This is a genomic window from Actinomadura chokoriensis (genome assembly GCF_039529475.1).
Lineage (GTDB): Bacteria > Actinomycetota > Actinomycetes > Streptosporangiales > Streptosporangiaceae > Spirillospora > Spirillospora bangladeshensis.
The window spans coordinates 146,406-158,715 of record NZ_BAAAMW010000001.1; the positions used below are offsets into that span (position 1 = coordinate 146,406).

General features: G+C 64.3%; 10 protein-coding genes. 1 reads left to right on the forward strand and 9 read right to left on the reverse strand.

All coding sequences use genetic code 11. The features are described from left to right. Positions 1–16: 16 nt before the first annotated feature. The 6 genes from ABFX46_RS00680 to ABFX46_RS00705 all read right to left on the reverse strand — a co-directional run bounded on the left by ABFX46_RS00680 (position 17) and on the right by ABFX46_RS00705 (position 9,224). Complete coding sequence (locus ABFX46_RS00680; protein WP_346039360.1) at positions 17–724, reverse strand: M48 family metallopeptidase; 708 nt, start codon at positions 722–724, stop codon at positions 17–19. Positions 725–782: 58 nt separating this feature from the next. Beyond that, complete coding sequence (locus ABFX46_RS00685; protein ID WP_346039361.1) at positions 783–4,025, reverse strand: type I restriction endonuclease subunit R; 3,243 nt, start codon at positions 4,023–4,025, stop codon at positions 783–785. A gap of 92 nt (positions 4,026–4,117) precedes the next feature. After that, on the reverse strand, positions 4,118–5,323 hold the full coding sequence (locus ABFX46_RS00690; protein ID WP_346039362.1) for a restriction endonuclease subunit S: 1,206 nt from the start codon (positions 5,321–5,323) through the stop codon (positions 4,118–4,120). After that, the gene (locus tag ABFX46_RS00695) at positions 5,316–7,757 is read right to left on the reverse strand and encodes a type I restriction-modification system subunit M (RefSeq protein WP_346039363.1); all 2,442 of its coding nucleotides are present in this window, start codon (positions 7,755–7,757) and stop codon (positions 5,316–5,318) included. Before ABFX46_RS00695 ends, ABFX46_RS00690 begins: the two co-directional genes overlap by 8 nt. Positions 7,758–8,146: 389 nt before the next feature. Continuing rightward, positions 8,147–8,350, reverse strand: coding sequence for a DUF397 domain-containing protein (locus ABFX46_RS00700; protein WP_346039364.1), 204 nt, complete (start codon positions 8,348–8,350; stop codon positions 8,147–8,149). A gap of 16 nt (positions 8,351–8,366) precedes the next feature. Further along, positions 8,367–9,224: a helix-turn-helix domain-containing protein gene (locus ABFX46_RS00705; protein ID WP_346039365.1), complete on the reverse strand. Its 858-nt coding sequence runs from the start codon at positions 9,222–9,224 to the stop codon at positions 8,367–8,369. A 201-nt stretch (positions 9,225–9,425) separates the two neighbouring features. On the opposite strand from ABFX46_RS00705, the gene ABFX46_RS00710 reads away from it, so the two are divergent. After that, positions 9,426–10,184 (forward strand): ATP-binding protein, encoded by a 759-nt coding sequence (locus ABFX46_RS00710; RefSeq protein WP_346039366.1) that lies wholly within the window; start codon positions 9,426–9,428, stop codon positions 10,182–10,184. A 536-nt stretch (positions 10,185–10,720) separates the two neighbouring features. Here ABFX46_RS00710 and ABFX46_RS00715 read toward each other — a convergent pair. The 3 genes from ABFX46_RS00715 to ABFX46_RS00725 all read right to left on the reverse strand — a co-directional run bounded on the left by ABFX46_RS00715 (position 10,721) and on the right by ABFX46_RS00725 (position 12,273). Next, entirely contained in the window at positions 10,721–11,332 is a 612-nt protein-coding gene (locus tag ABFX46_RS00715) for an NYN domain-containing protein (protein ID WP_346039367.1), read from the reverse strand. A gap of 114 nt (positions 11,333–11,446) precedes the next feature. Next, the gene (locus tag ABFX46_RS00720; RefSeq protein WP_346039368.1) at positions 11,447–11,803 is read right to left on the reverse strand and encodes a hypothetical protein; all 357 of its coding nucleotides are present in this window, start codon (positions 11,801–11,803) and stop codon (positions 11,447–11,449) included. Further along, positions 11,800–12,273: a hypothetical protein gene (locus tag ABFX46_RS00725; protein ID WP_346039369.1), complete on the reverse strand. Its 474-nt coding sequence runs from the start codon at positions 12,271–12,273 to the stop codon at positions 11,800–11,802. The genes ABFX46_RS00720 and ABFX46_RS00725 overlap by 4 nt, the downstream gene beginning before the upstream one ends. Positions 12,274–12,310: the final 37 nt, after the last annotated feature.

Below are 12,310 nucleotides of genomic sequence, written 5' to 3' on the forward strand. Positions count from 1 at the left end.
CGAATGTCAGCGACGGTCAGCGTCCTTCGTCGGGAAGCCACAGTTCCGGGCCGAACCGGCGGAGCCGTTCCCGGCGTTCTTCGTAGCCGGTCATGGCGCGGTCGACGATCCGCCAGAACTCGGGGCCGTGGTCGGGACGTTCCAGGTGCGCCAACTCGTGCACGAGGACGTAGTCGATGAGAGTGGGCGGGAGCTGCATGGTCGCCCAGTGAATGTTGAGGTGGCCGCTGGACGAGCAGGACCCCCAGCGGTAGCCGAGCGGCATGACCCGCAGGCCGGTGACCTCGACGCCCATGCGGGACGCCCACGGCTCGACCCGTTTCGCGAGCCACGGTCCACCGACCCGCTGGTACCAGCGGACAAGGTCCCGCGCGCCGCCGCCTTCGCCGAGCAGCAGCCTGCCCCGGACGAGCTTCACCGGCGTCCCCGCGTCCACGATCTTGAGCCGGTAGGAGCGGCCGAGGTAGAGGAACCCTTCGCCGGAGACGATGCGCCGCTCGGGGTGCGGCTCGCCGAGTTCGCGGTGCTGCGCGAGCTTCCCGTACAGCCAGGCCCGTTTGGACTCGACCATCTTGGCAAGTTCGTCGCGGGTGGTGGACGGCGGGACGACCGCCGTGACGGAGGCGTCCCTTTCCACGGTGAGCCGGACGGTGCGGCGGCGCTCGCTGACCGCCACCGCCACGTCGAGCTCGCCGACGCGCAGCGTCCCCGGGAAATCGCTCACCGGGCCAGCATGCCAGGTGACCAGGTCAGCGCAGCTCACCGGACACGCGCCCGCCCGGTCACGATCGCGGTATGCGTTCCCGGTTCGCCTTGATCACCTCGAACAGCCGTCCGGCGAGCTTCTCCACGTCCTGTGCCGTCGCCAGCCGCCGGCCGAAGAGGATGCCGCAAATCTCGCTGCGGAACTCCTCGCGGTCGGTCTCCTTGCTGGAGTGCCAGAAGTCCTTGCGGTGGATGACCTCGGCGGCGCGGTGGTAGACGTCCTGCGCCGCGTCCACGCAGTCGGGGATGCGCGGGTCGTCGTCGGAGGTGGCGATCTCCTGGGCGAGGACGCCGTACAACGCGCCCTCCACCGGGCTGAGGTTGTGCGGGTTCTCGGGCGCGTCCTCGCGCAGCTCGGTGATGAGGCCCTCAAGGGCGAGGATCTGCTGGGTCCAGTCGTCCTTGAGCTGCTGGAGGATCTCCTCTAGGCGCTCGCTGAGCCGCTGGTAGTAGGCCGGGTCCTTGGCCTTGTTGACGGTGATGTGGTGCCGGATGGCGTGTTCCATCTCGGACGCCTTGGCACGCGACCCGCCGGGCAGTGCCTCGACCTTCTCGGTGAAGTCGGGTGCGGTCAGCGCGACCGGTGGCAGCATCTGCTCGATGCCGAGCGAGGTGACGTGCTCGTCGATCAGGTGCTTGATCCGCCCGCCGTACGCGGCCGGGTCGAACTCGCCGTCGTCCACCCGGTACCGCCGCGACGCGGTGATCTTCACGACCGTGAACCGCTTGAGGTCGGCCTCGAACGGCTTCACGGCCGGGTCGGGCAGGACGGCGTTGTAGGTCTTCGCGAACAGCGCGAAGTCGGCGTTGAACCGGTCGCGCAGCTCCGTGTCGGCCAGCTCCTCGACGCAGCTCTCCACGTCATCGGGGTCGCGGAACATCATCCGGACCCGGTTGCAGCGCGGCTCCAGCTTCGCCATCTCGGCCTTGACGTCCTTCAACGCCTGCTCGACGTCGGCCATGTCGTCCTCGTCGAAGGACTGGTGCGCGTAGATTTTCAGCGCTTCCACGAGGTTCTGCGCGACGCCCTGGTAGTCGACGACGTAGCCGTATTCCTTGCCGTCTGCGGTCCGGTTGACGCGGGCCACGGCCTGGAGGAGGTCGTGCTCCTTGAGCCGGCGGTCCAAGTACATGACCTGCTCGATCGGGGCGTCGAAGCCGGTGAGCAGCATCGCGTTGACGATGACGAACCCGACGTTCGATTCGTCGAACGGCTTGAGGAAGTCGTCGACGCGGGTGTTCTGCTTCGCCTTGTTCGTCCAGTCGGCGAGTTCGGCTTCGTGGTCGGTGTCGCCCTCGGAGATGACGGGGACGAACTCCATCCGTTTCAGCAGGTCGAGGTGGTGGTGCGCGCCGACGAGGTAGGCCTGGCGCGGCTTCAGCTCATCGAGCGGCTTCTCCAGGACGCGGCCGGGGAGTGCTTCGACTTCGGCGACCAGTTCGTCCCGCGCCGCCATCAGGGCCTCGCGGTACTGGACGGTGGTCACCCGGTCCAGCGCGACGACCTGTGCCTTGAAGCCTTCGGGGAGGACGCGCTGGACGTAGTGGCGGAGCATGTGCTTCGCCTTGGCGGCGATGAGCCTTTCGGCGGCCGACACCTTCGACTTGGTGGCGTACCGGCGTTGAAGCTGGTCACGGTCCTTCGAGTCGAGTTCTTCGAACATCTCGTCCACGACCTCGTCGAGGTCGCGGCCGTCCTGGACTGCGCCCCGGACCTTCAGCCCCTCGTACAGGATCGGGACGATGACGCCGTCTTCTTCGGCGTCCTTCAGCCGGTACATGTCGATGAACTCGCCGAACAGTTCCAGGCTCGTCTTGCGGCGGCCCTTCTTCGTCATGATCGGGGTCCCGGTGAACCCGATCCGCGCCGCGTTCGGCAGGGCGACCTGGAGGTTCGTGCCGAGGGACGCGGTGTGCGACCGGTGCGCCTCATCGACCAGGACGACGATCGAGTCGTCCGCGGTGACCTCACCGAGGGAGGTGTCCGCGGACATGCCCGGCCCGGACCCGCCGCCGTCCCCGTGCTTCTGGATCATCACGAACACCAGGCCCGGCCCGTGCTTGCCGAGCAGCGTCCGCGCCCGCGCCCCCGACTTGGCGACATCGGTCTTCTCGTTGCTCAGCTCCATGGTCTTGCTGAGCTGATCCTGGAGCTGGGTGCGGTCGGTGACGACGACGACCTTGAAGTGCTTGAGGTCGTCGCTCGCGCGGAGCTTGCGGACCAGGAACGTCATGGTCAGGCTCTTGCCGGACCCCTGCGTGTGCCAGACGATCCCGCCCCGCCTGTCCCGCTCACCGTCCTGTTGCTTGGTCTCGCCGGTGCGCAGCCGCCGGACGGCCCGGTCCACAGCCCGGAACTGCTGGTAGCGGGGAGCGGCCTTGATGGTCTTGCCGTCGTCGGTGACCATGAACGTCACGTAGTTGTGGACGATGTCCAGCAGCCGCGCCTTGTCGAACAGGACGGCGGCGAGGATCTCCTGCCTGCTCACCGCGTCGGCCGGCTTGTCGAAGCGGTCGCCCAGATCCTCCCGCGTCATCGGATACGGGTCCCGCCACGGGACGTAGTGCTCGTAGCGGGAGGTGATCGTGCCGAGCTTCGCGTCCTCGCCACTGCTCACAGCGGTGAGCTGGACGGTATGGAAAAGCCGCTGATTCCCGAGCCGGACTTCGCCCTTGGTCTGCTCGGAGTACCGGAGGAGCTGCCCGACGGCGTTGATCAGGCTGCTGGTCTGCGGCTTCTTCGCCTCCAGCACGACCAGCGGGATGCCGTTCACGAACAGGACCACGTCCGGGATGATCGGGTGGCCGTCGTTGCCGGGCACGTCCACCCGGAACTGGTTCACGACCGTGAACAGGTTGTTCTCGGGGTTCTGCCAGTCGATGTAGTGGATGGGACGGCTCTTGCCCCCCTCCCAGCCGACCACCCCGTCCACGACGGTGCCTTCGAGGAGCAGTTTCGTGGCGGTCTGGTTCGCCTCGATGAGGTTGCCGGACGCGGGGATGCGCTTGAGTTCGTTGACGGCCTGATCAATACGGTCATAATCCAGCCAGGGCTGACCGTCCGGGCCAAGGTTGATGCGGTAGAGGGCGTCTCGCAGCCGGTCCTCAAGGAAGACCTCGTCAAAGCCGGCCCGCCCAGAGTCAAAGGGATTGAGCGGCGTCACTGACTCCGGGGGAGCCCCTTGGAGATGCTCCCAGCCCATGCCCTTGAGTTGCTCGAAGAGGGGACGCTCGACGAGTTGGTACTCCCAATCCACCATGACGCCACTCCCATCCCGAGAAGGGAATCATCGTTTCGCCCGCGAACACCCGCCCCAGCAGCTTAGGGCGGCTCACACCACGTCGGCAGGGCTCAGAGGCTCTCCACCACAGCCTCCGCCTCCGGCACCCGCACCCGCCCCGTCAGAAGGTCTTCCGCCAGCCCATTCTTCAAGGACAGCAATTTCTCCGACATGACCACTTCCGCGTTGAGTCTGCCTCTAACCTCTTCCATCAAGCGAATGAACTTATCCTGCTCAGCAACTGAGGGCAAAGGTACGAGCATCGCCTTCAACTGCGTCGAGTTGATCGTCGCTAGATTGGTTGTCTGCTTAGCTATACCGAAAAAATATTCTTTCCCTTCAATCGATCCGGCATATGCTGCCATAAACTCTGGTCGAATAACGTCACGTCGACAACGAACACGAAAAATGTGGTTTTGGCAGATACATGGATCTATGCGACCATCCCAGACTCCACCTCGACCAAGTTTGTCGATGTCCCCTCCCTCTGTGAGGAGTACATCTCCATCCTCAAGGCGATAACGCGCGACTTCCGAGCGTGCAACTCGGACAGTCTTCATCTCCGAAGTGTCGATGTAACCGTCCTGAACGTTGGCGACACGCAGATAGGGAAGTTCAATTCCACCCTCAACCTCACCCCCGAGAGTCACACCGCTTCCTATGTCAGCAACCTCGTCCAGCCGGGCAGTCTTCGCACTCCGGGTAACCAAAGAAAGCTGCTCCTCGCTAAACCCATGTACGACTGCGCCAAATTTCTCGACTACCTGCCGTTGACACTCGATCTGAGCATCAAGAGCAGCGAGAACTTCCACGATCCGCCGCTGTTCCTCCAGCGGAGGCAAGGCAACCTCAATAAGAGCGAATGCCGAGTAGCGCAGATTCCAAGTGTCACTTACCAGCCCCTGAGACATGCGGTAAAACTTGTTGATGACGCCCGGCCTCTTGAACAGATAGGCCAAGAACCTCGAGTTGACGGACTCAGCAGGCTCACACACAGTGTAAGCAGGGCTGACTATTCCAGAAAGATCAGAGGCTCCGGACACTCCTTGCCACATTCGCATCGTATTGTAAACGATGTCGCCCGGAAAGACGCGCCAATAGCTTCCCTTGTACTCGCTAGAGTTATCCCTCCGGCCCACTTCATCCTGAGGGATAACCCCGCGCTTCTGAGTGACCGATAGCAGGGGTTCGCTACCATCAGCACGCTCTGTACGCCGCCTGAGCACATCGCCAAGCGCCAACTTCTTCCATGCCGACGGCACCAGCGATTCAGACATACCCTAGCTCCTTCAGGTGCCGTTCAAGGCGAATTCTCGTGGACTCTCGATGCTGTTCTAGCTCACGAAGAGTGAGAGCATATTTTTCGCCCAGGACTCGGAACAGAGTCCCCAACTTACGGCGAGCTGCCGTGATCCTAGAGTCCAGGCGCGCATTGAGTGAACCTTCAAAGACTTCGAGGACGAGCCTCATCCGCGACTCATCACCCAATTCATTAACCGCAACTGTTAGGCGAGAGACGAATGCCCCTTCAATTGCCGCGAGATCACGCCGAGCCTCAGCAGCATCTTCCTTGAGCCGCTTCAACTCCGCCTTGGTCAAGGCGCTCTCCAACAGACCAGCGTCTTCGTCCTCATCGCTAGGCCTCGCAGCAGCCGCCTTGTGCTTGGCATTAAGGTCAGCGTACCTAGACTCCGCCTCTTCCAACTCAATTATATAATCGGGGATTAGAGCTGGGACGAGACGATGCCCTCGCGCCTTTCGCTGCTCGTGCGCAATTCTCTGCCCGTCCCAGTACTCAGCTTCTTCTTGGTTCAGCTCAAAAGCCGTTCTGATGGTCGTCAGCCAACCTTCGACTACACCTTCAAAGCCTTGAATGGAGAGAGTCTTGATATCGTGCTTACCCTCCCCCCACCAGGCGGCGACAATGCCGGCCAACTCGTAACGGTCAAACAGGCCAAAGGGTTCAAGTTCGGCAACGAAGGAGTCGAGTAGTTCGCGTCTGGCGTCCATGACTGCGTGAGACTCCGGGAGCTCGGTCAGACGCTTGCTGTGGCGACCCCACCAGTCATTGAACGCCTCACGCAACCGTTTCTCGGAAGGGTCAGCTAGTTTAGAGATGCGCTCGGCCGTACGCTTCCATCCCTCGGGAAGGAAGTCATAGTAGTCTGCGTCCCGCTCTACGAAAAGAGTGCTCGGTTCAATGCCGAAGGCTCGGAAGAGGTGAGCCTTGTCGACAACCTCCACTTTGGGGACGCCACCGTGAATGTGGGCGCGGACATCTTGCGGCTCTGGCGGTGGCGTATTGTCTACGTACCGGCGGATATTGAGATTGAAGTCGTTATCACGGATTTCGGAGAGATCCACTACACGAGCAAAACCCGAAACGTCACGATATTCTTCAAAGGCTGAAGCGATCTTCTCGATATGCTCCGGCTCTATGGAGTTTTGCGAGCGATTTGATGCGAACTCGCGATCCGCGTTGATGAAAAGGACCTTGTTGCGACGGCCTTCAGGACGGCGGGCGCTCCCTCGCAAGACGAGGATGCAGGCCGGGATGCCAGTGCCGTAGAAGAGGTTCGCGGGCAGGCCGATGACCGCTTCGAGGCGGTCATCCCTGATGATGCCCTCGCGGATCTCCTTCTCCTTGCCGCCTCGGAAGAGGACGCCGTGGGGCATGACGGTGGCGCCGATGCCGTCCGGCATCAGGACCGAGAGCACGTGCTGGGCGAACATCAGGTCCGCCTTCTTGCCCGTCTCGGGGGCGAAGCCGTACTTGAAACGATCCGGGTACTCCATGCCGGACGTGCTGTAGTTCAGCGAGAACGGCGGGTTGGTTAGGACGCGGTCAAAGCGCATCAGCTCGCCGCCCTCCTTGTGGAGGGGGTTGGCAAGGGTGTCGTCGTTGCGCAGGTCCGCGTTGAGCACACCGTGCAGGATCATGTTCATCTTGGAGATGGCCCACGTCCCGCCGTTGTACTCCTGGCCAGCGAGGGTCAGGTTGCGGGCATCGTAGCCGTGCTCCTCGACGTATTCCTTGGCGTGGATGAGCATTCCGGCCGAGCCCGAGCACGGGTCATAGATGCGCATGTCGGGGCCTGGCTTGACGAGGCGGACCATCATCCGGACGACGCCACGCGGCGTGTAGAACTCGCCGCCCTTCTTGCCGGCCGAGTCGGCGAACTGCCCGATCAGGTACTCGTAGGCCGCGCCCAGCAGGTCTGGGAACTCGAAGTCCTCGTTGCGGAGGCGGTAGCGGTCGAAGTGGTCGACCAGGCTTTGCAGCCGCTTGTTCGGGATGGTGGACTGGCCAACCTTGCGAGTGAAGTCGATGTGTTCGAGGACACCTTCGAGTGCACCCGTGTTGGCCTTCTCTAGCGCGTCCAGGGCTTTGTTCAGGAGGCTGCCGACGCCTCCGGCCCGCGAGTTGTCCTTGATGTACTGCCAGCGGGCCTCTTCGGGGACGTAGAAGCTCTTGCCCCGGTAGATCCACGGGGCGTTGGTGGCGGCCTCGGCCTCCTCCTCGGAGCGGCCTGCCTTGATCTGCTCAGCCTTGAGGCGCTGGCGGACGGCGTCGAACTGGTCCGATGCCCGCTTCAAGAAGAGCATCCCGAAGATGTACTCCTTGAACTCCGAGGCGTCCATCTTGCCGCGGAGGATGTCGGCTGCCCCGAACAGGTGTCGTTCCAACTGCGGCAGGGTCAGTCTCGCCACGGGGCGGTCTCCTCGGCTCGGTCAACTCCAGGGCACACACGTCACCAGGCCCGGCGACGCCGCACTAGTCTCTCAGCCCCCTGGGACACTCGGCGAGGACTTCGCCCAGCGTCGAAGCCCAGCCGTTACGAACGCCAACGACGCCGCCTGTGAACTTAGTTTATACCAGTTGCCTGATATCTCCTCAACGCGAGAGTGTCTAGGTCTCGTCCACCAAGGTCCACTGGGTGCGTTCACCTGCGGCGTGTTGTTGTTATGCGGCCGCCGATAGCAACAACACGCCGCAGGTGAACGAGGGGCCGGCCCCGGCCCCGGCCACTGCACACGCATCGTCCGACAGCACAACACGCCGCACCTCAGCCCGAGGTACGGCGTGTGACTTGGTTGAGTCAGAGGTCGTAAGCGCCCCGCTTGATCTGCGACAGCATCGCTGCCCACACGTCCCGCTCCATGGTCAGGAAACCGCCCTCCGGGTTCTTGGAGTCACGAACGAGGCGCTGGGAGCCGAAGCTGCCCGCTTCCACGCAGCCGTTGCCGCCTTCGCTGTAACTGCTCTTCCGAAAGGCGACCCGACCAAGATCAGTCCTGGTCATTTGCTCCTCCTCGTGATCACTGTCCCGCCAAGCGTTTGAGCATGATCAGCGAGTCTTCAGGGCTCAGCGCCATCGCACGCATCTGCTCGAACGCCAGGGAGTAGGTGTGCACCTCCTCGTCATCCTCAATGTACAGAGCACTCGTCATATTCTCGACATAGACGACATCCGGGGTGAACCGCTGAGGGAAGCCCATGATGGTGAAGCTGCTGACCACACCAGGGTGGGCACCGGCAGAGACCGGCATGACCTGGAACATGACATTCGGCAGCGTGGCCAACTCGATGATGCGACGGTACTGATCTCGCATGACCTCGGGGCCGCCGATACAGCGCCCAAGCGCCACCTCGTCCAGAATCGACCACAGACGGGCCGGTTCGTCTCGCTCCAGCCACGACTTCTGGCGCTCCATACGGGCCGCGACCCGACGCTCCATGCCGTGCGGTGAAGCGAACTGCTTCAAAGTGGACCTGACCACTTGCTCCATGTACGCCTTGGTCTGCATCAGGCCGTGCACCAGGCCCATGGTGTAGGAGTTGAGCCACTCCGCTTCAGCCTCCAGGCCCATGTAGGTGGCGTAGTCCGTGGGAAGGTTCTTTGCGTAGGCGTCCCACCAGCCGCGCTGTCTCGCCGTCCGGGCGAAGCTGACCAGCGCGTCGAAGCGCGGACCCGTCACGCCGTAGAGAGTCAAGAGCTCCTGAACCTCGCCGGCGGTGACGCGGCGGAGGGCGTTCTCGACTCGGGACAGCTTCGCTTTGTTCCAGCCGAGCTGATCGGCCGCCTCCTCGAGCATGAGAGATGTCGATGTCTCGCGCAGTCTCTTCAACTCACTGGCGAGGCGGCGCTCTCGGATGGTCGGAGGTCTGGGCGTCATGTAGTCGATCGTGGTCGCTCTGTAGTCGCTCCGCAAGCGCTTTCGCCAACTCACCCTTTAAACGATCATGGATTTTTTGGTGAAACAGTTGCACCAATGCTTGCCCTGACTCACCATGTGACCCGAAGCACACAACAGACAGTGACCAGAATGTCGCTTTCTGTGCCACTTGCGGTACTACATGGAGGAGGTCGGGCTTCGATGGAGGTCAAGGGGGCGTGGGGGCTGGTGACTGGGGGGCTGTGTGCGTGGCGGCTGCCCGGGGACGAGAGCGGGCCGGCGACGGCGCGTCGCCTCGTCGACCACACGATGTCCGAGCTGCGGCTCGACCGGGACGTGATCGAGGACGGGAAGCTCGCCGTGTCCGAAACCGCGACCAACGCGCTGCGGCACGCCGGGACCGTGCGGAGCGACCGGCCGCCGACCGCACCGGAGCTCTGGATCTGGGCGCGGACCGTCCCGTCCCCTCAGCTCATCGTCTCCGTTTTCGACGGCGCGCGGGCATCCACACCGCTCGCGTCCGGGGCCGGGCTCCTGGACGAGCACGGCAAAGGGCTCGAACTCGTCCGCCAGGTCACCGCCGGCTGGGGCTGCGCACCGACACGGTCTCGGGTCGAGACCGCGTCCGTCCCCGGCAAGGCGGTCTGGTTCGCGCTACCGCTGCCCCGCGAGTGGCCCGGCCTCCACTACAGGGTCCACCCGGGGACGGCCGCGCAACACCTGCTCCTCAACCTCACCCGCCGCGGCTTCAAGGGGACGCGCACCACCGCCGAAGACGGCATGTCCGTCCTGATGCTCCCCGACCTCAACGTGTGGGTGCACCGCCGCACCTTCTGCTGGTGGTCCACCCCGCACCGCTACCTCCGCCGCCCCCTCATCGACCTCCAGGAGACCACCGAACTCCTCGTCCGCCACCTCGACACCGCATCCGCCCCGGCCTACTCCTCCACCTCGCGATAGGCCGGGCGACGGCCCCCGCCGCGAAGCCGCACCAGGTATCACCGTGTGAGGCGCCATCGCCACCCCCTCATCCTCAAGTGCGAGGAATCGCATAGGACAGGCGACCGACTTCTTCGACCTCATGGGCAGGCCCCCGAGATGCCAGAGAGCAAGGCCCCGCGTCATCACGACAAGGCGCGGACACTCCGGTTCTCCGTCAGGGACGAGGACCGGCCCGTCCTCAGCGAGCTCGTCCACTACTTCGGCGATGGAAACCGGTCCGCCTAACTGCGCGCGACCTACCGCGTCATGAAGTCGATCAGCTTGCCGAGCAGGTGCGCGACCTTCAGTTGTACGGGCGGCGGCGCACGGCCGAACTCGGGGTCGAGCCCGCCGACGTTCCCGAGCGGATCCGGGAGTTCCTCAAGGGCACGAATGGCGCCTGACCATGCCGGCTCCGTGGTCTACGACCTCATCGCGCTGGTGACAGCGGCGACCACCGGCAACAGCCCCGCCATTGCACAGCGCGGCACCCCGATCGTTGCCACCTGAGGGGATCAGGCGCGCAACACGCGGCGGGCGACCCACGCGCCGGTTGCCATGCCGGCGCCGAAGCACGTCCCGGCCGCCCACAAGGCCAGGCCCGCGACTGCGACCTGCCCGGGGGTGCGGGGGATCGGCAGGCGCTGTGCGTCTTCGGGCCGTTGCTCGGCGGGCGGATCGGCGGACCGAACGGCGGACGCGGGTGCGCGGCGTGCCGCTGAATCCGGTTCGGGGAGACGATGAATCCGGGACGCGCGGCGACGGAGTCTGCTGCCGACCTTCTGCTCGTACCGGGCGATGACCTCCAGGGTGCCCAGGTCGGCGAGCGGGGCGAAATCGGCGTCGCCGGAGACGATGACGAAGCGGCGGCGGCCCTTGTCGGCCTCCTTCCGTGCCAGCTTCAGTAACGCCCGGTCGGCACTGTTGTTCCCGGCTTTGGCCCACTGGGTCTTGACCCCATGGCGTTTGAGGACCTCTCGAGCCCGCTCCGACAGCAGTCGTTGCGGATAGGCGGCCCAGCACACCGCGACGGGTGCGGCCAGTTCCAGCACGGCCGACAGGCACTTGTCGACGGCCTCCGGGCGCGGGTTCGACCCGATCACGTTCTCCAAGTCCAGCAGCACCACCGCACCTTTGCTGTTGGCCTTGGTCGCATCGGGCCGTTTGGCTGAGGGGGACGCCATGGCCTGAGGGTAACTCCGCACGGTCCGGCCGCTGCGCCACCGGCGAAGGTCACCGGCTCAGCTCTCAGTGTCCTTCGGATGACGGGGCGACGCATAGACCAGCCACACAGTGCGTTTCTCGTCGTCGATCACATAGCGCACGCGACCGCCGCTGGTGACCTCGTACTCCCACTGTTCCAGGTCACGGCCATTGTGCCTGTGAGTCGCAAGCTCTCCACGAAGCCGGTGCTGGCGTTCGTGGTTGGCGCGGGAACGCGGCTCGGAGCGGAGCATCTCGAAGCATCGCTGGGTGTTGGCCAAGGCGAGCCGACACAGCTCCTCCCAGCCGCGCACCGCATCGCTCGTTCCGAACCGCACATCCCACTGGCCGTCCGGAGGCGGAACCGTGACCCTGTCCCCCCGCTTGGGGCTCATGGGTGCACTTCCACCTGGCCGAAGTCACCGCTGGTGGGCCGCACCGCGTCGGCGTGCTGCTGAGGGTCGGCCTTGATGCGCGCGGTGGCACGCCATCCGCTGATCACCTCGTTGATGGACGCATCGAGGTCGAGTTCGGCCGCGTCCGACAACGCCTCGACAAGCTCCACGGTGAACGCGCGCACCTCGTCGGTGCTGAGATGACGTACCCAAGGAAACACGTCCGGCATAGCGAGAAGCAGCTCGCGGGCACCCGGATCGTGCTTCATCAGCGCGATGAAGAGCCGAGAGGCGGTGGCCAGTGTCTCGTCACGCTGCTCTTCACGGTCGACCGCGGTGAGGTAGAAGTCAGGTGCATCACGATGGGTGACGCGCACCCGCCCCAGCTTGGAGGCCCGCTCCGCGACAGCCCGTGGGTTGCGCGACAGGTCGGAGAAGGTGACCGAGTCTGGCTGGATCGTGCTGCTCATACCGGAGAGTTTATCAGATCGTATTCTGAAGTGACCT